Source organism: Pseudochelatococcus lubricantis, assembly GCF_011762225.1.
In the GTDB taxonomy this organism is placed as follows: domain Bacteria; phylum Pseudomonadota; class Alphaproteobacteria; order Rhizobiales; family Beijerinckiaceae; genus Pseudochelatococcus; species Pseudochelatococcus lubricantis.
The window spans coordinates 25,856-48,978 of record NZ_JAASQI010000006.1 but is presented as its reverse complement, the minus strand read 5'-3'; the positions used below and the strand labels follow the sequence as shown (position 1 = coordinate 48,978).

23 protein-coding genes and 1 pseudogene are annotated in these 23,123 nt (G+C 63.8%); 3 read left to right on the top strand and 21 right to left on the bottom strand.

The features are described 5' to 3' along the window. Positions 1-7 precede the first annotated feature (7 nt). The 9 genes from FHS82_RS13055 to FHS82_RS13015 all read right to left on the bottom strand — a co-directional run bounded on the left by FHS82_RS13055 (position 8) and on the right by FHS82_RS13015 (position 9,380). Positions 8-721 carry an ABC transporter ATP-binding protein gene (locus FHS82_RS13055; protein WP_166953530.1) on the bottom strand — a complete coding sequence of 238 codons (714 nt, stop codon included), beginning with the start codon at positions 719-721 and terminating at the stop codon, positions 8-10. Beyond that, on the bottom strand, positions 718-1,488 hold the full coding sequence (locus FHS82_RS13050; protein WP_166953528.1) for an ABC transporter ATP-binding protein: 771 nt from the start codon (positions 1,486-1,488) through the stop codon (positions 718-720). Before FHS82_RS13050 ends, FHS82_RS13055 begins: the two co-directional genes overlap by 4 nt. Next, a complete protein-coding gene (locus FHS82_RS13045) occupies positions 1,485-3,338 on the bottom strand; it encodes an ABC transporter permease (protein WP_166953526.1) in 1,854 nt (617 codons plus the stop codon). Before FHS82_RS13045 ends, FHS82_RS13050 begins: the two co-directional genes overlap by 4 nt. Positions 3,339-3,470: 132 nt before the next feature. Continuing rightward, the gene (locus FHS82_RS13040) at positions 3,471-4,679 is read right to left on the bottom strand and encodes an ABC transporter substrate-binding protein (RefSeq protein ID WP_166953524.1); all 1,209 of its coding nucleotides are present in this window, start codon (positions 4,677-4,679) and stop codon (positions 3,471-3,473) included. A 132-nt stretch (positions 4,680-4,811) separates the two neighbouring features. After that, on the bottom strand, positions 4,812-5,645 hold the full coding sequence (locus tag FHS82_RS13035; protein WP_166953522.1) for a MaoC/PaaZ C-terminal domain-containing protein: 834 nt from the start codon (positions 5,643-5,645) through the stop codon (positions 4,812-4,814). Continuing rightward, complete coding sequence (locus FHS82_RS13030; protein WP_166953520.1) at positions 5,642-6,391, bottom strand: enoyl-CoA hydratase/isomerase family protein; 750 nt, start codon at positions 6,389-6,391, stop codon at positions 5,642-5,644. Before FHS82_RS13030 ends, FHS82_RS13035 begins: the two co-directional genes overlap by 4 nt. Next, complete coding sequence (locus tag FHS82_RS13025) at positions 6,384-7,781, bottom strand: amidase (protein WP_166953518.1); 1,398 nt, start codon at positions 7,779-7,781, stop codon at positions 6,384-6,386. Before FHS82_RS13025 ends, FHS82_RS13030 begins: the two co-directional genes overlap by 8 nt. After that, a complete protein-coding gene (locus tag FHS82_RS13020) occupies positions 7,774-8,535 on the bottom strand; it encodes an SDR family NAD(P)-dependent oxidoreductase (protein ID WP_166953516.1) in 762 nt (253 codons plus the stop codon). The genes FHS82_RS13025 and FHS82_RS13020 overlap by 8 nt, the downstream gene beginning before the upstream one ends. Next, complete coding sequence (locus FHS82_RS13015) at positions 8,532-9,380, bottom strand: alpha/beta fold hydrolase (protein WP_166953514.1); 849 nt, start codon at positions 9,378-9,380, stop codon at positions 8,532-8,534. The genes FHS82_RS13020 and FHS82_RS13015 overlap by 4 nt, the downstream gene beginning before the upstream one ends. A gap of 109 nt (positions 9,381-9,489) precedes the next feature. On the opposite strand from FHS82_RS13015, the gene FHS82_RS13010 reads away from it, so the two are divergent. Continuing rightward, on the top strand, positions 9,490-10,134 hold the full coding sequence (locus FHS82_RS13010; RefSeq protein ID WP_208394234.1) for a TetR/AcrR family transcriptional regulator: 645 nt from the start codon (positions 9,490-9,492) through the stop codon (positions 10,132-10,134). A 173-nt stretch (positions 10,135-10,307) separates the two neighbouring features. Here FHS82_RS13010 and FHS82_RS13005 read toward each other — a convergent pair. The 10 genes and pseudogenes from FHS82_RS13005 to FHS82_RS12960 all read right to left on the bottom strand — a co-directional run. Next, positions 10,308-10,439, bottom strand: a pseudogene (locus tag FHS82_RS13005) (aldehyde dehydrogenase family protein); the annotation flags it as partial. Positions 10,440-10,500: 61 nt separating this feature from the next. Further along, positions 10,501-11,589 (bottom strand): ABC transporter ATP-binding protein, encoded by a 1,089-nt coding sequence (locus FHS82_RS13000; protein WP_166953510.1) that lies wholly within the window; start codon positions 11,587-11,589, stop codon positions 10,501-10,503. Next, the gene (locus tag FHS82_RS12995) at positions 11,586-12,386 is read right to left on the bottom strand and encodes an ABC transporter permease (protein ID WP_166953508.1); all 801 of its coding nucleotides are present in this window, start codon (positions 12,384-12,386) and stop codon (positions 11,586-11,588) included. Before FHS82_RS12995 ends, FHS82_RS13000 begins: the two co-directional genes overlap by 4 nt. Further along, positions 12,386-13,240: an ABC transporter permease gene (locus FHS82_RS12990; protein WP_166953506.1), complete on the bottom strand. Its 855-nt coding sequence runs from the start codon at positions 13,238-13,240 to the stop codon at positions 12,386-12,388. Before FHS82_RS12990 ends, FHS82_RS12995 begins: the two co-directional genes overlap by 1 nt. Before the next feature lie 77 nt (positions 13,241-13,317). Beyond that, positions 13,318-14,328 (bottom strand): ABC transporter substrate-binding protein, encoded by a 1,011-nt coding sequence (locus FHS82_RS12985; RefSeq protein ID WP_166953504.1) that lies wholly within the window; start codon positions 14,326-14,328, stop codon positions 13,318-13,320. 76 nt (positions 14,329-14,404) lie between these two features. Further along, positions 14,405-15,868 (bottom strand): aldehyde dehydrogenase, encoded by a 1,464-nt coding sequence (locus FHS82_RS12980; protein ID WP_166953502.1) that lies wholly within the window; start codon positions 15,866-15,868, stop codon positions 14,405-14,407. A 5-nt stretch (positions 15,869-15,873) separates the two neighbouring features. Beyond that, entirely contained in the window at positions 15,874-16,911 is a 1,038-nt protein-coding gene (locus tag FHS82_RS12975; RefSeq protein ID WP_166953500.1) for an LLM class flavin-dependent oxidoreductase, read from the bottom strand. A 12-nt stretch (positions 16,912-16,923) separates the two neighbouring features. Beyond that, entirely contained in the window at positions 16,924-17,829 is a 906-nt protein-coding gene (locus FHS82_RS12970) for a flavin reductase family protein (protein WP_166953498.1), read from the bottom strand. Next, positions 17,816-18,631, bottom strand: coding sequence for an alpha/beta fold hydrolase (locus FHS82_RS12965; protein ID WP_166953496.1), 816 nt, complete (start codon positions 18,629-18,631; stop codon positions 17,816-17,818). Before FHS82_RS12965 ends, FHS82_RS12970 begins: the two co-directional genes overlap by 14 nt. After that, positions 18,603-19,205, bottom strand: coding sequence for an amino acid synthesis family protein (locus FHS82_RS12960; protein WP_166953494.1), 603 nt, complete (start codon positions 19,203-19,205; stop codon positions 18,603-18,605). Before FHS82_RS12960 ends, FHS82_RS12965 begins: the two co-directional genes overlap by 29 nt. Positions 19,206-19,314: 109 nt before the next feature. On the opposite strand from FHS82_RS12960, the gene FHS82_RS12955 reads away from it, so the two are divergent. Both FHS82_RS12955 and FHS82_RS12950 read left to right on the top strand, forming a co-directional pair. Then, complete coding sequence (locus tag FHS82_RS12955) at positions 19,315-20,031, top strand: GntR family transcriptional regulator (protein WP_208394233.1); 717 nt, start codon at positions 19,315-19,317, stop codon at positions 20,029-20,031. Beyond that, on the top strand, positions 20,028-20,312 hold the full coding sequence (locus tag FHS82_RS12950; RefSeq protein WP_166953492.1) for a DUF1330 domain-containing protein: 285 nt from the start codon (positions 20,028-20,030) through the stop codon (positions 20,310-20,312). Before FHS82_RS12955 ends, FHS82_RS12950 begins: the two co-directional genes overlap by 4 nt. 217 nt (positions 20,313-20,529) lie before the next feature. Here FHS82_RS12950 and FHS82_RS12945 read toward each other — a convergent pair whose 3' ends face one another. After that, on the bottom strand, positions 20,530-21,117 hold the full coding sequence (locus FHS82_RS12945) for a pentapeptide repeat-containing protein (RefSeq protein ID WP_208394232.1): 588 nt from the start codon (positions 21,115-21,117) through the stop codon (positions 20,530-20,532). A gap of 77 nt (positions 21,118-21,194) precedes the next feature. Then, positions 21,195-23,033: a methanol/ethanol family PQQ-dependent dehydrogenase gene (locus FHS82_RS12940; RefSeq protein ID WP_166953488.1), complete on the bottom strand. Its 1,839-nt coding sequence runs from the start codon at positions 23,031-23,033 to the stop codon at positions 21,195-21,197. Positions 23,034-23,123 lie beyond the last annotated feature (90 nt).

The following is a 23,123-nucleotide window of genomic DNA, read 5'->3' as shown; positions in this document are numbered from 1 at the left end:
TTCCTTCCTACATCGTCAGATAAGCGCGGCAGACAGCCTCGTTGGCCGAGAGTTCCGCCATGGTACCGTCGAAGACGATTTGCCCGCGGTCGAGCACATAAACGCGATCCGCCAGCGCTGCCGCGAAAGCGAGGTTCTGTTCGGAGAGCAGGATCGTCAGCCCCTGTGCCTTGAGATCGAGGATGAGGCGCGCCAGACGCTCGACGATCACTGGCGCCACGCCCTCGGAGGGTTCGTCGAGAAGCACGAGATAGGGATTGCCCATCAGGGTGCGCGCGATGGTGAGCATCTGCTGTTCGCCGCCGCTCATGTCCGAACCGGGGCGATGCGGCATCGCGGCGAGGTTCGGGAACACCTCGAACAGCGTCTCAATCGTCCATGTCGCGGCGCCGTCGCGCGGAGGCTGGCGCCCGAGGTCGAGATTCTCAAGCACCGTCAGCTCCGAGAATATACGCCGGTCCTCAGGGACGAAGCCGAGGCCGCGCCGGGCTACCTGATAGACCGGCAGTTTCTCGATCTGCTCGCCGCGCAGGCGCACCGAACCTGAACGGTTGCGCAGATGGCCCATGATCGCCTTAAAGGTCGTCGACTTTCCGGCCCCGTTGCGCCCCATGACGGCGACGACCTCGTTGGGATGGACCTTGAGACTCACGTCGAACAGGATCTGGGCTCGCCCATAGGACGCATTCAGACCGTTCACTTCCAGTATTGGTGTGTTCATTGTCCGATACCCGATGTTTCGAGGAAAGCGCCACTGCCCAGATAGACCTCCTGTACCAACGGATCCTCACGAATTTCCTCGGGAGTTCCCCTGGCGATCAACTGGCCACGCGACATCACCACGACCGTGTTCGCATGCTCGAACACGACATCGACACTGTGCTCGGTGAAAAGAACCGACAGGCCGCGCTCAGTCACCAAACGGGCCGTGAGGCTCATCAGTTCGTTACGCTCCTTGGGCGCCATGCCCGCGGTCGGCTCGTCCATCAGCAGAAGCCGCGGGCGATTAGCGAGAGCCATCGCCAGCTCCAGCCGCTTCACGTCGCCGTAGGCCAGAACGCAGCAGGCTCGATCGGCTTGTTCCTGCATGCCGACCGCCTCCAAAAGCTCATCCGCCTCCGCGGCATAGCCCGCCATGAGCGGCGACCAAAGCCCCCACAGGCGGCGATTGACCGAATGCAGCACCATCTGCACATTCTCGCGCACCGTCATCGAGCCGAAGGTCTGCGCGATCTGAAAAGTGCGCCCGACCCCATGGCGCCATATCTCGCTCGGAGCACTGCCGGTGATGTCGTGCCCGCCGAAGGTCACTGAACCGGTATCAGGGCGAAGCTGGCCGTTCAGCATGTTGAAGCAGGTCGACTTACCGGCGCCATTCGGCCCGATCAGCGCCATTATCTGGCCCGGACCGATCTCGAAGGACACGCCCTGCACCGCCTTGACGCCGTAGAACGACTTGCTGATACCGTTGACTGTCAGAGTGCTCATCTCTCACCCTTTCCGAAGCGGCCCATGAACGCGCCGACGATCCCCTGAGGCATCTTGAGCACGAACAGGATGATGAAGATGCCGAGTATCAGCCGCCAGTAGTCGGAGAGGTTGCGGATCAACTCGACCGAGACGATGTGATAGCCAAGGGCGCCGATCAGCGGCCCGCTGACGGACTGCACCCCGCCCACCAGCACCATCACCAGCGCATCGACCGTAGTCGCGACGGAGAAATCCGTCGGGAAGACGGAACCGCGGTGATAGGCCATCAACGCGCCCGCAAGCCCGGCGAAGGCGCCCGCCAGAACAAAGGCGCCCCACTGGATGAAGGCGACGTTGATGCCGATCGCGGCGGAGCGCGGCAGCGAGTCACGGCCGGATCGAAATGCGTAGCCGAAGGGTGCGTAGAGCGCCCGCCGCATCAGATAGGTAGCAACCACCACCGCGCCGAGCGCCAGATAGTAGTAGGCGACGTGGGAATTCAGCCATGCGGGGCGGGCAAGACCGACGATGCCGTTATCACCGCCGGTGAACGACACCATCTGCACCGACAGCGCGTGCAGGATCTGCGCAAACGCCAGCGTCAGCATGGCGAGATAGACACCCCTGAGGCGGGTGCAGAACCAGCCGAACACCACGCCGCCCAACGCGGCGGCCAGCATCGCCGCCACGATCCCCGCCCCCATCGGCAGGCCGAGGCGCGTCGCCACGAGCGCGGCCGCATAGGAACCGAGCCCATAATAAGCGGCGTGCCCGAAGGAGACGATGCCGCCGACCGACAGAAGGAAGTGCAGGCTGCTGGCGAAGATAGCCAGGATGAAGACCTCCGTCATCATCACCTCCACGTAGATCGGCGCCAGCAGGGGCAGCAGCGCCAGCGCGAGGATGACGGCAAGCGTCGCCTGCTGCGCGCGCCGCGACTGCGGGCGGAACGGCTGATCGATGGACAGATCGCTAGGGCGCTGCGGTATCAGACGTCCGCCCATGAGGCCGTTGGGGCGGAAGATCAGGATCAGCACCATCACGAGGAAGATCAGCACCGACACCGCCTGCGGGAAGAACAGGACGCCGAAGGCATTGATCACCCCCACCAACACGGCGGCGAGGAACGCACCAAGGATCGAGCCCATGCCGCCGATCACCACGATCACGAAGGCGTCGACGACGATGTTGATATCCATCTGGAGATTGGCGGATTCCTTGGGGATCTGCAGCGCGCCCGCAAGCCCCGCCAGAAAGGTGCCGATGAAGAACACGACGGTGAACAGGGTCGTCTGGTTCACGCCGAGCGAGGCGACCATCTCGCGATCCTGGGTTGCCGCCCGGATCAGCCGGCCCCAGCGGGTGCGGTGGGTAAGCCACCACAGCAGCCCGAGGAAGATCGGGCCCACGAAGATCAGCACGATATTGTACTGCGGGATGCGCTCGCCGAAGATCGTCACCGCCCCGCGCAGGCCCGGCACGCGCGGCGCAAGCACCTCGTCCGGCCCCCAGAACTCGAAGATCAGGTTCTGGAATACCAGCACCAGTCCGAAGGTAACGAGGATCTGGAACACCTCCGGCGCGCTGTAGATGCGCCGCAGGATCGTGACCTCGATCAGGCAGCCGACCACCCCCACGATCAGCGCGGCGATGAGCACCCCGCCCCAGAAGCCATAGGCGGTGTTCGGCATGATGCTGATCACCGTCAGGGCGACATAGGCGCCCAGCATGTAGAATGAACCGTGGGCGAAGTTGACGATCTTCGAGACACCGAAGATCAGCGCCAGTCCCGAAGCGACAAGGAACAGCGTCGATGAGTAGGATAGGCCGTTCAGGAGCTGAACGAACAGCGTGGATGCGTCATACATGACCTTCGGTCCTCGGCACTGCGGACAAACCCCGTCCGTCGCGAAACGCGCGCGGACACATCTCGGGGGCGCGGGTTTTGCGTCTGTCGGCACGGGTGGCGGCCATGTCGGTGCGACCGGCCGCCTCGCCGGTTACTGGGTTGCTGCGTGGGGACGAAGCGTCTTGACGACGTCGTCGGGCAACTGATAGTCGGCGCCGTCGTAGAACTTCCAGTCGACCATCTTGCCCTTGCCGTTCTCGACGGCGAGCTTTCCGATGAAGAAGCCGAACGTCGACTGATGATCCTGCGGCCGGAACGTCAGCGGGCCGACAGGTGTTTCAAACTTCACCCCGCGCGCCGCGGCGATCAGGGCCTCGGTGTCCGTGCTGCCCGCCTTCTCGATGATGGCCTTGATGGCCTGCATCTCGCTGTAGCCGATCAGCGAACCGACCTTGGGCGAAAGACCGTAGGCTTTTTCGTAGGCATCGCGGAACGCCTTGTGTGCTGGCGTGTCGACCTGCTCCGCCGGATAGCCGGTAACGATCCAACCCGCCGGCGCCTCGTTGCCCAGGGGCTCAAGATACTCGGGCAGCCCCGTCAGCACCGAAAAGACCTCGCGCCCCTCGAACAGGCCGCGCATGTTGCCCTCGCGAACGAATTTCGCCAGATCGGCTCCGAACGTCGCGTTGAACACCGCGTCGGGGCGGGCTGCGATCATGGCCTGAACGGTTGCGCCGGCCTCCAGCTTGCCGAGAGCCGGCCATTGCTCATTGACGAATTCGACATCGGGACGAAGACGCTGCAGCTCCTGGCGGAACCCGGCAACCGCCGACTGACCGAACTCATAGTTCGGCGCAATCGTCGCCCAGCGCTTCGCCGGCAGCTCGGCCGCCATCTTCGCCAGCGCCAGAACCTGGGAGCGGTTGCTGTTGAACAGACGGAACGTGTAACGATTACCCCTCTCCCACACCAGCGCATCGCTCTGCGGCTGGCCGACGAGGAAGAAGATCTTGTTGGTGTTGGCGAAATCCGCCACCGCCACCGCGACATGCGACAGATAGGTACCCGTCAGCAAGGCGACCTTCTCGTTGGTCACGAGTTCCTGCGCGGCGCGCAGCCCGGCGTCGGGCTTGCCCGTATCGTCGCGCGAGATGACCTCAAGGGGCTTGCCGAGCACGCCGCCAGCGGCATTGATCTCCTTGACCGCCAGCTCCCAACCCTTGCGATAGGCATCGGTCGATTGCGGGTTGGCGGAATAGGATGACATCTCGCCGATCCTGATGCTGTCGGCCAGTGCATGTCCAAGAGGCCAAAGCGCCAACGTGAACACCATGGCCGCCCTGCAAATGGAATTTTTCATTTATATATTCCCTCTCTGGTTTGATCGCTCTTTAGAGGCGCCCTGCTTTCGTTAAAACGCGAAATTCATATAACTTTTTGATTTTTAAGGGTTTTTTATTGATCAAGCGATTCCGTCTAATCCGAAATCGCTTCAGCTTCCAGGCGCGTAGCGGGCCCAGCCGTCCTTGAGCACCTGCCGATCTCCTACGACGACGTCGAACGCCACGCCTCCCTCCCGCGGCGCGGCGCGCAGCGTCAGGACATCACCGGGCAACACAGGTGAACTCAGGCGCGCGGTCGCGGCCTGCAACGCGGCTGGATGATCGCCGAACGCCGGCCCCAGCAGTTTCAGCGCTATGCCAAGCGTGCACAGCCCGTGCAGGATCGGCCGATCGAAGCCGTAGCCGCGTGCTATCTCGGGATCGACGTGCACCGGATGCAGATCTCCGGTCAGCCGATAAAGCACCGCCTGCTCTGGCGATGTCGCGTACTCGGCCAGCGGCGCCAGCGCGGGCAATGCGTCCGCTTTGGCGGGCGCAGGCGCGTTCAGCCCTCCCCAGCCCCCGATGCCGGGCAGGAATATGGAATAGGTGGCGCTGAAGAATACGCTGGTGACCTCGATCTCGACGATGGTGGCCTTGCCTTTGTCCCATACCGCTGCGACCCGTGCCCGAGCGGGAAAACGTGCACTGCGCGGCAGAAATGCGCCGCCCTCGTGCGCGTGGATATCAATCCCCTGGGACACATGTAGCGACTTCTTCCGGTCGTATACGCCCAGATCGCCGCACCGCTCCACCGCCCACAAGCCGAGCGCGCTTACAAGGCCGGGCAGAGGCCGCAGGTCGCGCTCATAGACCAGATCGAGTTCGTGCGCCCTCGCCCCGCAGGCCAGGGCATAGAGGATCGCGTCCTTCTCGGTCCAGCCGATCTCCTGCGTGCCGAGGTCGAGGCCGATCAGATCGTGAAATGTTTCCGGATGCTTCATTTTTTCGTCCTTGCTTGCTCCAGCGCCTCTCGCCGCTGGTCTGAAGCCAGCAGTTCGAGCCGCCGTGCCTCCCAATCCGCAACCTTGAAATCGGGGCTTTCGCACGATGCGACGAAGGCCTTCGCTGCTTCCTGCGCGAGCGAGGGAAGCCCCACCGCTGCTGCGGCGATTTCCAGCGCACGTTCGCGCACCGCATCCGCACCTGGCCGATCCGCGACATGGGTGACGATCCCGCCGATCCGGGCGTCAGTGCAGTCCAGCCGCTCGGCGAGCAGCAGCAGCCGCGTGGCGGCCGCATGGCTCATCCGTGGCAGTATCTGCGCCAGCCGCCGCGGATTGTAGAGGATCCCCATCCGCACCGCGGGAAGGGCGAAGATCGCATCGGGCGAGGCGACCCTGAAGTCGCAGGCGAGTGCGAGGTCGAGCCCCGCGCCGATACATGCGCCGTTGATCGCCACAACGGAAATCAGCGCGCTGTCCCGCAGGCTCGCGGTGAGCGCCGACATCTCCTCGTCGAAGGCGATATCCGCCACGCTGCCGTCCAGCTCCGCAAAATCCGCGCCGGCGGAGAAGACACGCCCCTCAGCAGCGATGACGATGGCCCGCAAACCCTCGACCCGCGCTGCGGCGACAGCGTCGCGCAGCGCGCCGATCAGCTTGCGCGAGAGCGCATTGCGCCGCGCATCGCGGGAGAGTACGAGCAGGCGGACGCCGTCGCCCGGCGTTTCGACGCGCAGGTCATCCATTCCCGACCCGCCCTGTGAACTGCAGTGCCGCGATCCGCTCGCCGAACGTCAACGCCTCCTCCAGATCCTCCGCTAGATCGAGGAGCGGCCCGTCCTGCCCGGCGCGCCCGACGAGCTGGACCGAAACCGGCAGCCCGCCGGCCGTATCACAGGGGATCGCCGCCGCCGGATTTCCCCCGACGTTGAACGGGCTGGTGAAGGGAAACGCCCCCCAAAGGCCGCTGACCCTCTGCCCGTTGATCTCACGCGGGCGCGCTCCGATAGTAAACGCCGGCGAGGCGGTTGCCGGCGTCAGCAGGACATCGAACTCGTCGAACAGCCCGGCAATGCGCGCTCGGTAACCGGCGTGCCGGCTGCGCGCCGCAGCAACCTGCTCGACGCTCAGGCTCGTCGCGGCGCGCAAGCTCGCCAGCGCGTAGTCGCTCAGGTCGTCGCCGCAATAATCGAGCATGAACCCGCGTTCGCGCCATTCCTCAGCCAGAACCAGAGCATTGAACACTTCATCCCAGCCGCGCAGATCCAGATCGATCTCCTCGACCTCATGCCCGAGATCACGGAGAGCGGCGGCCGCCTTCACCACTGCCGCGCGGATGCCGGGATCCACGGGATGATCGTCGGGCGAAACGCACAGTCCGATGCGCAACGCTTCACGAACGCTTTGGCGCGGCAAATCCTTGTCCGCGAGAACCGACAGGAAGAGCCGCGCATCGGCAACCTCGTGCGACATGGGGCCGGCACAGGCGAACTCGCTCATGGCCCGGAAGCCGCCCTCGTCGGCGCAAAGCCCGTAACTCGGTTTAAAGCCGAAGATGCCTGTCATGGCGGCGGGGATGCGGATGGAGCCGCCGCCGTCGGCGCCGAGCGCCAGCGGCACATATCCCGCCGCCACCGACACTGCCGCCCCGCCGCTTGAGCCTCCCGGTGTCGCGCGCAGATTCCACGGGTTGCGGGTGACCTGGGGGAGACGGTTCTCGCAGGTGGCGGACTGGCCGAACTCGGCCGTGTTGGTCTTCCCGACAAAAACCGCCCCCGCGGCGCGCAACCGCCGCACGGCACCGCTGTCCTCGAAGGCGCGGTGTCGACTGTGTATCAGCGACCCCCGCGTGGTGACGGATCCCGCGATATCGAAGGTGTCCTTGATGGTGATCGGAACGCCGGCCAGCGGCGCCGCATCCCCCGTCCGCCATGCGTCCTCGGCCTGCCTCGCCTGGGTCAGCGCAAGTTGGTCGAGCACGAGCACCATGGCCCTGAGCGTGTCGTCGCAATCGCGGATCCGTTCCAGCGACGCACCGGCAACTTCGACCGGCGAGAGATCACGGCGCCGGAAAGCGCCCAATAGACTGCAGGCCGAGGGGGCAGCGCCGACGAAAATGTCGTTCCTGTCAAGCATGCGGATGCACTCCGCCGCTCACACCATATGTTTCTCCAGTAATATATCCCGCTTTAACGTCATCGACGAGGAACGACACAAGATGCGCTATGTCCTCAGGGCGGCCGAGCCGGTTAACGACTGCCTTCTTTTCGAGATAACTGTCGAAAAACTCGTCGGGATAAATGCGGCGCAGGAAGTCGTTGTAGATCAGCCCTGGCGCGATGGCGTTGACGCGAATGCCATGCTTGCCGTTCTCGGCTGCGGCCACACGGGTCAGCGCCATGACGCCCGCCTTGGCCGCGGAGTAGGCCGCGCCGTGCTCGGTGGTCATTTCCCAACCGGAAATCGACGAGATGTTGACGATCGCCCCCGAGCGGGCAGCGATCATGTGCGGCAGCGCGAAGCGCATGCAGCTGAATGTCCCGGTTAGGTCAATGGCAAGGCACCGTTGCCAGGTGTCGAGGGACATCTCGGCAACGGGTTCGATCTTGGACCAGCCGGCGTTGTTGACGAGGACATCGATCCGTCCCAAACGGTCGGCCACCGCGCCGAATACCGCCTCGACCTCGGCATGATCGCTGACATCCAGCTTGTAGGACGGGCACTCCACCCCGGAGACCTGCGACAACTCCTCGGAGAGTTTGGTCATACGCCCTTCGTGCAGGTCGGTGATCACGACTTGCATGCCGTCCGCGGCGAGCTGGCGGGCCACGGCCGAGCCTATACCCGCACCGGCGGCGGCGGTAACTATTGCGACCTTCCTATCGCTCATCTGCTTCTCCCATGCTTTTGAATGATCAGGCGGGACAGTTCCCGGGCCAACAAATCGGGCTGATCAGCTGCGATCAGGTGCCCGGCGTCGGGGATATTGGTGTAGCCTGCGTCCGGCATGGCATCGCGCATGATCTGTGCCGCCTTTAGCGGACAGAAGACATCGTTTTCACCCTGGATGATGTGGACCGGCACCCGAATGTCGCGCAGCCTTTCGGTCATAGACACGGCTGCCAGCCCCACCATGGCGCGCGCCGCGTTGACATAACCGGCGCCATCGCCCACGGCGGCAATCCGACGGGCGGCAATGGCCGCAACATCCTGCCGGTTGCACACGACCTGCGCGTCCGTATCCTCCGCGAGTGCGCGGCGAAACCCGTCGATATCCGACATGGCCTGCTGGATGCGCGCCTCGAAAAAGCCCGCCGCGGCGCGCCCTACCTTGCTCGACGCGCCGATGACGATGGCGCGGCGAACCAGATCCGGGCGCTGCAAGGCGGCCTCCAGAGCCACCACTCCGCCCAACGAGAAGCCGACGCAGGCGGCGGGCCCCGTCACCTCTTCCAGATAGGCCGTGAGATCACCGGCAAGCTGGGATACGGTTCCGTTTCCCTCTCCGACAGTGGAGCCGCCATGTCCGCGCAGATCGAGCAGATGAGCGCGGATACCCCGGGGCAGGCGCGCCACGACCCCCGACCAGCTTTCCTTGTCTTCAGCCAGGCCATGAACAAATATAACGGGTTGCCCTTCGCCAAAGCGTTTGAAGGCAACGGATATATCGCCCAGCAATACGGCTCCCTTTTCGGAAGCGCACGACGCGGCTTCCGAGGCAGATAAAAGCACCATGGCATTTGTCCCGATTCCCCCGCGATGTTCATCATCGTCGGTTGTCCTTTGATTGGGTTGAGCCTATGCTAATTGCCACATAAAAACAAGAGTGACGTCACTTTTTTAAATGTCTGGAACGATGGAAAAACCAGCAGAACCGAACCTGCCGCAACCCACCACGCCCAAAGGGCGAGCCACACTGGCGCGTATCCTTGAGAGCGGCCGCGAAGTCTTTGGCGACGCAGGATATGTCTCCATGCGCATGAGCGACCTGGCGGAGAAGGCCGATCTGTCGATGGGTGCGCTGTACCGCTATTTCGACAACAAGGATGATGTCTTCCTGGCTATCATCCACGGCATTCATGGCGAGCTTTACGCGGCCAGCCGCGGCAACGGCCGGTACACGTTTCGCGCCGCCCCCTATGAAACGATTCTGGAATCCAATCACGGGTACCTGTCGCACTACCTTACTCACCGCAAGGTCATGCGCGCCTTCATCGAAGCAACGATGGTAGATAAACGGTACAATAAAATGTGGTGGTATATGCGGGAAAGTCATATAGTCCGCGTAGCCGCCGCATTGCGCCGCGACCATGGCATAACCGAGATCAGCGGGAGGCCCGTCAGGACGTCTCTCGAAGCCTTGGCGTCGATGACCGAGCAATCCGCCTATGTATGGTATGCGCATCCGGCAGATGACGAGAAGCTGTTGCCCGTCGATGACGCGACACAGGTCGTCAGCCAGATCTGGTTTCGGACCATTTTTCCGTAGAGAACGCTCTGATTAAATGAAATCATTTAATCGACAAGCATTCGTTCAATATCAAAACCTGTCTCAGGTTGTCATTGCCATGAGATGACAACATGAGCCAGGGAGCGTTTTCCGCGCATGCGCGCGCTCGGCCGAAGGCCAAATCTCCCCGGTCCTTGATGCCTGTGACGCGCTCATATCGAGAGGCAGGCGTCTTTCAGCTCCAGATAATCCTCGATCCCGTAATGCGAGCCTTCGCGCCCAAGGCCGGATTGCTTGATGCCGCCGAAAGGCGCAAGTTCCGTGGAGATCAGCCCGGTATTATGGCGGCGCGCTCCCGACATGGGCATCCGTACAGAGCAGGCTCGGATCGTTCAGTTGCATCACTTATGGCTTTACAAAAACGTGAGCGTCTTTGGGCTGCCACTGCACGTGCAGCCTGTCGCCGCGCGCGACGGAGCCGATCATCGGATGGCCGAAGTTCAAGCGCACCGTCAGCGCGTCGCCCCAACCGGTGCGGGCGGTGACGGTGCTGTTGTTACCAAGGAAGGTGACATCCTCGACAACGACCGGCAGCGTCGCGCCCTCGCGTCCGGGACCGGCAGCCAGCTCGATCCGCTCCGGCCGCAACATCAGCTCGGCCTTGTCTCCTGCCGTTCCCGTTCCATGCAGCGGAACCCCCGCCAGCACCTCACCGTCGGCGAAGCGCAGGGTAGCCCGGTCGTCGGCGATAGCGGCCAGCTCGCCGCCCAGAAACGCACTGTCGCCGATGAAGTCGGCGACGAAATGCGTGGCCGGGTTAGCGTAAAGCTCCGGCCCGGTGCCGACCTGCTCGATCTTGCCCTTGTTGAAGATGGCGATCCGGTCGGACAGCCGTAACGCCTCCTCCTGATCATGGGTGACGTAGAGGATCGTGACCCCGGTTTCCTGATGGATGCGGCGGATCTCGAACTGGATTTCCTCGCGCAGCTTCTTGTCCAGCGCCGAAAGCGGCTCGTCCATCAACAGCACAGGCGGATCGTAGACCAGCGCCCGCGCCAGGGCGACGCGCTGCTGCTGGCCGCCAGACATGTTGGCAGGCATCCGATCCTCGAACCCGTCGAGACGCACGAGCTTGAGCGCCTTCTTCACCTTCCGGTCGATCTCGTCCTTGCCGGCGCGGCGCACACGCAGCGGGAAAGCGACGTTCTCGCCCACGCTGAGATGCGGAAACAGCGTGTAACGCTGGAAAACCATGCCGATGTTGCGCTTGTGCGACGGCGTCGACAGCAACGAGCGGCCCTGCAGCAGGATGTCGCCGGCGGTGGGGTCCTGAAAGCCCGCAAGAATATAGAGTGTGGTCGACTTTCCCGAGCCCGACGGGCCGAGGAAGGTCATGAATTCGCCCTTCGAGATAGCAAGCTCGACATGGTCGGTGGCGACCACGTTGCCGTAGACCTTGCGGAGGCCGTTGATATGCAGAAAGGGTGTTGTCATCTTGCTTTACCTTTGCGGATCAGGGCGGCGATGACCATCAGAAGCACCGTCAGCGCGATGAGAAGCGTGGAGGCCGCGGCGATCACCGGTGTCAGGTCCTGCCTGAGCGTGGTCCACACCTTGACCGGCAGCGTCTGGAGCGAGGGCGAGGCCATGAAGATCGCCAGCACCACCTCGTCCCATGAAATGAGGAACGAGAAGATGGCCGCCGAGAACAGGCCGTGGCTGATGCACGGCATGGTCACGCGCAGACGCGCCTCCCACGGGCTCGCGCCGCAGAGGATGGCGGCGTCCTCAATGGCGGGATCGAAGGTTTCCAGCGCGCCCGAAATGGTAATGATCGAAAACGGCAGCGCCACCACCAGATGGGCGATCACGAAGCCCACGAGCGTGCCGCTGAGCCCCAGCCGCAGAAAGGCCGCGTAAAGCGCCACCGCGACGATGATCACCGGCAGGACCATCGGCGTGAGGAAGAAGGCGCGCAGCACCGCCCTGCCCCGGAAACGCCCGCGCACCAGCGCCAGCGACACCAGCAGGCCCAGCACCACCGACAGCACCATGACGATGACCGCGATCTTGGCCGAGGTCAGCGCCGCGTCTATCCAGCGCGGATCGGCGAAAAGCTCCTCATACCAGCGCAAGGTCCAACCCGGCGGTGGAAAGATGAGCCAGCGAGAACTGCCGAAGGACAGGGCCACGATGAAAAGGATCGGCAGGAGCAGGAACAGCGTCATCAGCCCGCAGATCGCCGAAAGCGCCCACTTCCATGCGCCGAGCTTGCGAAAATCGAGAAGCATCAGCGCGTCCCCTCTCTGGCTTCGAAGAACCGCAGTTGCACGGCATAGAGACCGAGCGTGACGACGAGCAGGATGAAGGCCGCCGCGCCGCCCATGCCCCAGTTCACAAGGCTCTGCACCTGCTGGGCTATGAGTTCGGCCAGCATCATGTTGGCCGTGCCGCCGAGCAGCGAGGGGGTAACGAAGTAGCCCAGCGACATGACGAAGACCATCAGCCCGCCGGAGGCGATGCCGGGCGTCGCAAGCGGCAGCAGGACCCTGGTCAGCGCCTGCCACCTCGTCGCGCCGCACAGCGCGGCCGCCTGAAGAATGGACGGATCGATCTTCCGGATCACGCCCAGAAGCGGCAGGATCATGAAGGGCAGCATGATGTAGACCATGCCGATGGTCACGCCGATCAGATTGTTGGTCAGTTGCAGTGGCTGGTCGATGATGCCGATGGAGATCAGAATCCGGTTGATGAGTCCCGTCTGCTGCAACAGCACCATCCATGCATAGGTGCGCGCCAGAAGGTTGGTCCACATCGACAGGATGATGATCGCGAAGATGACGGCGGCCCAGGGACGGGGCATGATCGTCAGCGCCCAGGCCACCGGAAAGGCGATCAGCACGGTGATCAGCGTCACGATCCCGGCAACGAAAAACGTATTCAGGAAAACCTTGGCGTAAGTCGGCGACCCGACCAGCGCGGCGTAGTTCTGCAGGCCCGGTTCAGGCTCCGTGATCGAGCGCAGCAGAAGCATGGCCACAGGTATCACGAAAAATGCCAGAAGAAGCAGGACCGCCGGCATGGCCAGCGCCAGGCCCGAGCCCCCGCGCCCCCGGTTGGGCAAAGCCAGGCGGATGATGCTCATAGCTATATTTCCTCCCGATCGCGCCGGCATGTCGCCCGAAGGCCGCAAGGCCTTCGGGCAGGTGTCGAAGACGGGTTTCAGCGCGCCTGCCAGGCATACCAGCGGTTGCCGATCTCATCGCGATGCGCGGCCCAGTAGGCCATGTCGGCGTTGACCTGCAAGGCGTTCTGCTGGTCGGGAAGGGTCGCGCGGACATCAGGCTTCATCAGCGCGGCCGACCCCGTGTTGATGGGCGCATAGCCCGTGTCGGCCGCGAAGTCGGCCTGTGCCTTGGCGGCGGTGGCGGCGGCGATGAACCGCATCGCGGCTTCCTTGTTCTTGGTGCCTTTCGGCACGACGAGCGCGTCGGCTGCGGTGATGTTCTGATCCCAGCTTATGCCGATGTTCATGCCGTCCGCCTGAAGCGCCGCCACGCGCCCGTTCCAGAAAAAGCCGATCGGCGCCTCGCCGGACGCCAGCAATTGCTGGCTCTTCGCGCCGCCCTCCCACCAGATGATGTCTTTCTTGATCGTGTCGAGCTTGGCGAAAGCCCGCTCCATATCCAGCGGGTAGAGATCCTCGGGCTTGACGCCGTCGGCCAGAAGCGCCGCCTCGATCACACCGGGGGCGGACCATTTGTAGAAGGTGCGCTTGCCGGGAAACTTCTTGGTGTCGAACAGATCGGCCAGCGTCGCGGGCTTTTCGCCGGGGAAAGCGGCGGAGTTGTAGCCCAGAACGAAGGAGTAATAGAACGACCCCACCGCATAATCCGAAACGAAACGCGGATCGAGGTGCGCGCGGTCGATCACGGTGAAATCGAGCGGCTCAAGAAGCCCTTTCTGGCCGGCCTGAAGCGCCCAGTCGAACTCCACATCGGCCACATCCCACGAAACGGCGTTGGCCTCGACCATCGCCTTGATCTTGCCGTAGTCGGTTGGGCCATCCTGCACCACGGCAATGCCTGTGGCTTCGGTCAGGGGCTTCGCCCAGTACTTGGTCTGGGCGTCCTGTGTCGTGCCGCCCCACGAGGTGAAGACCATCTGCTGTGCCTGTGCCGCACCGCCCGCGAGCGTCAGGGCGGCAGCGACAACGAGCGCTTTCATTTTCATAACGTAACCCTCCATTGTTGATTTTCACTTTATTCGACCGGCTGTTGCCGTGTCGGAACCGTTCAATGCGTGATGGTCAACGCATGACGAAAGGGTCCGGAATGGGAGCGTCCGAGGTTCTCAGCCAGACCGTCTTGACCGTCGTGTAATCCAGCGCGGCGGCGAGGCCGCCTTCGCGCCCGTGCCCGGACAATCCATGCCCGCCAAAGGGCGCGATGGGCGACACGGCGCGGTAGGTGTTGACCCATACAATGCCGGCGCGAATGCCCCTGATCATGCGATGCGCACGGGTCAGGCTACGCGTGAACACGCCGGATGCCAGGCCATAGCGTGTGTCGTTCGCCAGATGCAGCGCCTCGTCCTCATCCCTGAAGCTCACGACCGAGAGGACCGGGCCGAAAAGCTCCTCCGTCACCGATGGCGCATCCGGCACGGACGAGCAGTCGAGAATGGTGGGAGGAAAGTAGAACCCGTCACCGGCAATCGCCGCACCGCCGGTCACGAGCCTTGCGCCGCCGGCGACGGAGGCCGCGACAACGCCCTCTATCCGGTCGCGCTGGCGACGGGTGCAGAGCGGGCCGACCTCGGTCGCCATATTGTCGGGCGCGCCGATCGTGACGGCCTCGGCCTTTGCCTTCAGCCGGGCGAGGAAATCCTCGCGAATGCTCTCCTGGACCAGAAGCCGGGAACCTGCGACGCAGCTCTGGCCCGTGGCGGCGAAGATACCCGCGACCTGCGCATTCGCCGCGGAGTCGAGATCGGCATCGTCAAAGACGATGAAAGGAGATTTGCCGCCAAGCTCCAGCGAGGTCTTGGCCAGATTCTCAGCCGAGCCGCGCACGATGTGGCGCGCGGTTTCCGGCCCACCGGTGAAGGCGATATGCGCCACCTTCGGATGTGTGGTCAGCGCCGCGCCGGCCCCTGGACCGCCAGTCAGGATATTGACCACGCCGGGCGGAAAACCGGCCTGATCGATAAGTCGCGCAAATTCCAGCAACGGCGCGGGACCATCCTCGCTGGCCTTGACGACCAGCGTGCAACCGGCCGCCAGCGCCGGGCCGATCTTCACGGCGGACAGGAAAAGCTGGCTGTTCCACGGCACGATGGCCGCCACGACGCCCACGGGTTCGCGTCGCAGCCAGACTTCCATATCCGGCTTGTCGATCGGCAGGTGCGCGCCTTCTATCTTGTCGGCCAACCCCGCATAATAGCGATAATACTCCGCCACATAGGCGATCTGGGCCGATGTCTCGCGGATGATCTTGCCGGTGTCACGGGTTTCCAGACGCGCCAGACGCGGCGCGGCCTCCTCCACCAGTTCGGCAAGCCGCATCAGCAGCTTTCCGCGCGCGGTCGCCGTCAACCCCGCCCACCGGGGATCGGTAAACGCCCGATCGGCAGCGCGCACCGCACGGTCCACATCCGCCGCGCTGGCGTCGGGCATCAGCGCCCAGGGGCGGCCATCAGCCGGATCGAGACTTTCAAAGGTCGCCGCCCCGTCCTCGAAGCGCCCGTCGATATAGTGTTGAAAACTCTGCATGCCGGTCACCCGAAAGCCGGGATGACATCCCGGATGAAACGCTCCAGCGAGGCGCGTTTGCGCTCGAAGCTCATGCCGCTGTCGATCCAGAAGCTGAATTCGTCATAGCCCAGCGCCTCGTAGGATTTGATGCGGGCGATGACCTCGGGAGCCTCGCCAACGATCTGGTTCCTGCGCATCGCTTCGGGCGAATAGAACGGATGGGCGGCGACATCTTCCGGCGTCAGCCGCTCGATGAGGCCCATCGAGATCGGACGTTCGTTTTTGAACCACGCGCCGAAATAATTGTAAAACAGGTTCAGTTCTTCAGCGCCGCGCTGTGCATCTGCCTCGCTGTCGGCGACGTAAGTATGACGCAGCACCATGATTTGCGGGCGGGGCTGATCCGGGAACTTCTCGCAGGCGGCGTTGAAGCGCTCCATCAGGCTCTCGACTTCCTCATCGCCCAGATGCAGCGGCGTGACCTGCACGTTGCAGCCGTTCTCCACGGCGAATTCGTGGCTGTTGGGATCACGCGCTGCAACCCAGATCGGCGGATGCGGCTTCTGCACCGGCAGCGGAGCACTCGTCGTTTTGGGAAACTGCCAGAAATCGCCCTGATGCTCGTAATCGCCTTGCCACACCTTCTTGATGGCGGGGATCAGTTCACGCATGCGCTGGCCCGCGCCCCATGCGTCGAGCCCGGGCAGCATCCGCTCGTACTCGAAGCTGTAAGCGCCGCGCGCAATGCCCAGCTCCAGCCGGCCGCCGGTGATCAGGTCGGTCATCGCCGCTTCGCCCGCCAGCCGGATCGGATGCCAGAACGGGGCGACCACCGTGCCCGTGCCAAGGCGCACGTTCTTCGTCTGTCGCGCGATGTCGATCAGGTTCAGAAACGGATTCGGCGAGATGGTGAAATTCATGGCGTGGTGTTCGCCGGTCCAGATGGCGTGCAGGCCGCCCTCGTCGGCGATGCGGCAAAGCTCCAGCATTTCCTCGTAGAGCGTTTTCTGGTCCTGATCCGCCGACACACGTTCCATGTGGATGAAGAGCGAAAACTTCATGCCGTGTCCTCTCTATTTGCGTGTAACCTGACCTTCGGCATGCGACCCGAAGTAGACGCCGTAGTTGCCAAGCCTTGTTTCGGTCGCAAGCCGGTCCAGCATCGATCGCGTGGCCGGGTCGCCCACCGCCTTCAGACAGGCGGTTTCGAGCGGAATGAATGCGCCGCGTGACGCCTCCGGCGAGGTTGCGGCGCAACGAAAGGCGATATGCTGCCGTCCTTCGGCTTCGCCTTCATAGACGGCATAGATTTCCCCGGAAGCCGCGCCCGGCGCCACGCTGGCGAGCAGTTTCTCCAGAGCCGGCCTGACGCCATCACGGCCGACACGTGCTTCCGGCAGGCTCAGGCGGCCGGCATCATCATCCAGAAGCAACACCTGCCCCGCCGCCTCGACGATGGCCGAGATCACGACATCGGGACCAGCCGGGAGCTGCGCGGCCGTCGCGGCGGGGGTGATGTAGGCGCCCCGGTAGTAGCCCAGCCCCGGCTCATGCGAGGCGGAGAAGCCCCTTATTTCCCCCAGCAGGATGACATGATCGCCGGCTTCGACCGTCTGCCACAGGGTGCAGTCGAACCAGGCCGACGCCCCCGCGATCACCGGCGAGCCCGCGGGCCCGGCATGCCATTCGACGTCCGCGAAGCGATCCTCGACGGGCCGCGCGAATGTGCTGGAAACCTCTTTCTGACCCTCGGCCAGCACGTTGACCGCGAATCCCCCGGCGTTGACGAAATGCGCGAAGTTGCGCGAGCTGCGGCCGATCGAGACGAGCAGCAGCGGCGGATCGAGGGAGACGGAGGAAAACGAGTTCGCCGTGAAGCCGACAGGCTCGCCGGCGGGGCCCGTGGTGGTGACCACTGTGACGCCGGTCATGAAACACCCGAAGGCGTCGCGCAGGGCGCGCGGATCAAACGCAGTCATAGGCTATACTCCGGCTGAGCCAGTCTTTCAGGGCATCGTTGACGATGGCGGGAGCGGTCAGGTTGACCATATGACGATGGCCGGGAACGATCACCGCCTCGCCCAGCGGAATGGCCGCCGCCATGTCGCGGCTCATCTGCGCGCTGGAGTTGAGATCATGCTCGCCAGTCAGCAGCAGTGCGGGACAACGGATCTGCGACAAGCGATCGGCATAGACGGTGTCGCCCTCCGCGAAAGAGCGGTACGCCGTCGCGTAACCCCGGAGATCCATCCCGGCCAGCCAGTCGGCCACCATGGCGCGGATATCATCCTGATCGTCGCCAAACCAACGGGAAAGCGGCCCGTCGATGCGTCCGTCTCCACCGGATATCTCGGCGGCGCGGGCGATGACTGCGTTCCGCGCTTCCGGACTGCGCCGATGGACCGCATTCAGCAGCGCGACGCGCACGACCAGATCGGGACGCTCCACGGCGAGCCCGGCGGATACCAGAGCGCCCATCGAATGGCCCGCCAGATTGACCGGCCCCTCTCCCAGCGCCTCTACCAGACGCGCAGCCCAGCCGACGAAATCTGGCAGGCGCGCATCCGGCGACAAAGGTGAACTGCCGCCATGGCCGGGCATGTCGACGGCGATCACATGGTGACTGCGCGAAAGCTCCTCAATCTGCGGCTTCCATGCCTCCGCGCGCATTCCTACACCGTGGATCAGCAGCAACGGCGCGCTGTTCGCGCCGCCACGCGGACCACTCTCGATCAGCCGAACGATACTGCCGTCAGACAGCGGCAGGGTTCGAAACGTCATGACCCAGATCCTTCAGATCCTGATAACGGTCGCCGATACGGTGATGCGGGCGGCCGCCGATGGAGGCTCCGAGCGCCACCACGATTTCATCCGCCGCCGGAGCGTCGGGAATGGCGAACTGGATGGTCAGGTAGTGCGACCGGCGGCCTTCGTCGTTCTTGTCCATGAGCGGGATCAGGATCGGGGAGTTGGCGGGGCCGCGTGTATTCGTGAAAGCCAGATAGGACTTCGCCCCGACCGCGCTTCTGTAATGGTTGCCGAACCGCAGGGTGTGGATCAGTGCGTTGGCGTGCTCCAGCTCGCCATCCAGCCCGACAACCGCCGCCTTGCCATAACCCTCGACCGCCTCGCCAGAGCCCGTTGTATCGATGATCATCTTCGTCAGCAACTCGCCCAGTTCGGGAGCGACCGCATGAATCTCGGGCTTCAGATCCTCGACAAAGCCACGGCCCGCCCAGGGATTGCGGACGACGGCCGCCGCCGCAATGAGCTTCAGGGGGCGCGGCGCGGCGCGGCCGCCTTCGATCAGGATCGTTTCGACGGTCAGAAGGGTTTTTCGAATTTCAGCAGCCATTGCACCTATCCTTTACGATTCTCCTTGCTGTCCAATTATCTTGGTATACCAACATACCATCTGTCAATAATATGTTGTGCATTTTTTCTGCGCAGGGTAAGGTGTGTGCATGGAAAACGAACAGTTCATCGGCCTACGCATTGAGCATGTGCCCCAAACGCTGCGGGAGATCGCAATCGAGCGCCTGCGCGCCGCGATCATGTCCGGACAGCTTCCTTCGGGTTACCGGCTGGTCGAACGCACTCTGGTCGACCAGCTCGGTGTCTCGCGCTCGGTCGTGCGGGAGGCGATCCGCTATCTGGAGGCGGAAGGGCTGGTCGAGATCATGCCCCGCAGCGGCCCGGTGGTTGCCACGCTGGACCGAGACACGGCTCGGCAGATCTACGACATCCGCCTGCGGCTGGAATCCGCGGCAGCCGCCGATTGCGCGCGTTTTCTGGATGACAGGTCGCGAGCTGCGCTTTCAGGCGCATTGAAGAACCTCGAAGAAGCGTTTTCCTCGACGGACCCGCAGGTTCTTTATGATGCGACGACCCGTTTTTACGAGGTGATCTTCACGTCGGCGGGGCATCATATCGCGTGGGAAATCGTGCAGCGTCTGAACGGTCGCATATCGCGGCTGCGCGCACTGACGCTGGCCTCGAAGGAGCGTCATGTTTCAGGCCACGCGCGGATGCAGCGCATCGCCGAGGCGATCCTGTCGCGCCAGCCGGAAACCGCCGCGCAAGCCGTTCGCGATCACCTGACAGAAGCGGCCATGATCGCCGGCCGCCTTCTCGACGCCAGCGAGACATCCGCTCCCAAAAAAGGAAAATCCGGCCGATGACCGCCTACTGGATTGCCCATGTAACGATCACCGACCCCGAGGCTTATGCGGGCTATCGGGAGCAGGCCGCCACTGCCTTCGCCCGTTACGGAGCGGAGTTTCTGGCGCGTGGCGGCGCGTTTGAGACGCTTGAGGGACCAACGCTGCAACGCCATGTGGTGATCCGCTTTCCGGATCTTGCCAGCGCCCGGGCCTGCTACGATTCACCCGAGTATCAGGAAGCCCGCCGCCGCAGGGAAGGCGCGGCCGAAACCCAGCTCGTGATCGTCGAAGGTCTGTGACGGCTCCGACAGCGGATCGCAAAATCCCAGCCCACCGTCGCGGCGATTGGCGCTGTTCCCGTGCCGGGGTTATTTTTTGAGGTCGTGCCCCGTGATGACGTTCGGGGCAGCCGCCAACCTGCTGATACTTCGCTGCAGATGGCGGTTTGATGCGTCAGCGTTTCAGTCAACTGTCATGACAGCGGAGGACGCTGTTGATGACTGCTCGTTCCGCTTTTCACCAGTTGACGGGGCAGCCGCGACAGCCTTCCATCCATGTGCCTTGAAAGATCGCGAAGGCCTGGCTGGTCCCCTCCAGGATCGCGTCGGCGAGATTGGCATCGTATAACTTGGTCTCCTGCAGGTTGGCGTCCGTCAGGTTCGCGCCCTTCAGGTTGAGCTTGCTGCCCTGGAGCATTTCGAGATCGGCGGCCGTGAGATCGGCGCGGGACCAGTCCGAACCGGCCGCGCGAGCATGTTCGAGGTTCGCGCCACGCATGTCGGCTTGCCTGGCGGAACTGCCCTGCAGGAACGCGCGTTCAAGCCGCGCAGCCTTCAGATCCGCGCCGTCGAGGTTGGCGCCGCGGAGATTGGCGCCGGAGAGGTTGGCGCGCGCAAGCCGGGCGCCGCGCAGATCGGCGCCCGCGAGGTTGCTGCCCTTGAGATTGGCGTGACGCAAGTCCGCGCCGGGACACCGGGTGCGCGGCTCGATGCGGCATCCATTGATCACCACCACACCGTCGGAACCGGGATCCGGCCCGTCGTAACTCCAGAACTTCTCCTCAGCCGAGGCGGCGAATGGCACGAGGGCGACGAGAAAGGCCATGACGAGGGTTTTCATGATTGTCTCACAGCGGCGAGGAAGGCACCGGCCGGAACCGGTGCCGAAGGGACCGGATCTGTCTACTTCCGTGCCTGTTTGATGTCGGACAGCCTGAATACCCAGAACGATCCGCCCTGACTCACGTTGCGCGTCATCTTGGCCATGTCGCCGCCCCAGAGAGGCACCGCGCCGCCGTAGCCCGACGCCACGCCGATGTACTGCTCGCCATCCATTGTCCAGGTGATGGGGGATGAGACGATCCCCGAGCCGGTCTGGAACTTCCACAACTCCTCGCCCGTCTCGGCGTTGAACGCCTTGAAGTAGCCGTCTGACGTGCCGGTGAGGACGAGCCCTCCCTCCGTGGCCAGCGTGCCTGCCCAGAGCGGCATCTCCTCCTTGTGCTCCCACTTTATCTTGCCCGTCGCGGGGTCCATGGCGCGCAGGATGCCGACGTGATCCTCGAATTTCTTCTTGATGGTGAAGCCCATGCCGAGATAGGCGGCGCCGGGCGCGTAGTTCACCTTCTCCGCCCAGAAGTCCTCCTGCCAATGGTTCGCCGGGATGTAAAAGAGGCCGGTCTTCGGGCTGTAGGACATCGGATTCCAGTTCTTGCCGCCCAGGAATGGCGGCGAAATCTGCGCAACGGGCCCCTTGCTCTGCCCTTCCGCGGGCGGGGGCGGACGCTGGCCCTCGACTTCGATCGGGCGGCCGGTCTCAAGATCGATGCCCTTGGCCCACGTGATCCCGTCCACGAAGGGGAAGGCGTTGAGCAACGCCTTGGGACGGTTGATCTCGCCGCCGCGCTTCGAAAGCGCGTCGATGTCCGTCACGTAGAAGAACCCGTTACGATCGGCGTGGGCGCCGGCCCGATGTTTCTTGCCGTCCTTGTCCGTGTAGTCGAAGAGAATGATCTCGTTGTTGCCGGAGAAATCCCAGGTATCGTTCGGCGTGTGCTGATAGAAGCCGACCAGCTCGCCGTTCGTCGGGTTGACATAGGCTTGCCCGGATGTGAACAGGCTGTCACCCGGCCAGCGTGCCCAGCCGTTCCACGGAGCGGGGTTGCCGGCCCCGATGATGATGGTGTTCGTCTCCTCGTCGAAGGAGGCGGACTGCCACGGCGCGCCGCCGCCATGGTGCCACGCCTGCACGAGCTGCCCGCTCTTGTCGCGCGGCCACGACGGCGCGTCGGGGTTGCCGGTCGGCGTGCTGTCCTTGCCCATGTAGCGGCCCATATGGCCCTCCACGAGCGGCCGCATCCATATCTCCTCGCCCGTCTCGGGATCCCTGGCGAAGAGCTGGCCCACCACGCCGAACTCGTCGCCGGACGAACCATGGATCAACAGGTCGCGGCCCGTTTCCCTGTCGCGGATGATCGTCGGGGCGCCGGTAATCGTATAGCCGACCTTGTAATCGCCGAAACGCTTGTGCCAGACAACCTTTCCGGTCTTGCGGTCGAGCGCGACGACCGAGGCGTCGAGCAGTCCCATGTAGACCTTGTCGCCGTAGATCGCCGCGCCGCGGTTGATCACGTCGCAGCAGGGGCGGATGCCTTCCGGCAGGCGCGCGGTATACTGCCACAGCTTGCGTCCGGTCCGGGCATCGAGAGCGAACATCCGGCTGTAGGATGCCGTGACATAGATCACGCCGTCCTTGACGATGGCCTGCGCCTCCTGGCCGCGCTGGCGCTCGTCCCCGAAGGAGAAGGACCATGCGGGGACGAGGTTCTTCACCGTCTCGACATTGACGGCATCGAGCGGGCTGAAGCGTTGCGCCTTCGGCCCGAAACCGTACATCAGCACGTCTTCCGTCGTTTCCGCATCGTTACGGATGTCGTCCCAGCCGACATCGGCCATGGCGGGTGCAGCGAGCACGAGCGCCAGAAAGCTGGCGGCCGCCACAAGCGTGGCTTTGCGTTTCATCGTTTTTCCTCCCAGACGTAAGGCCGGTTTTCTCCGGTTCCAATGAATGGGAGGCTAGCATTCCGGACTGAGAGCGGACTGAGGCCCGCC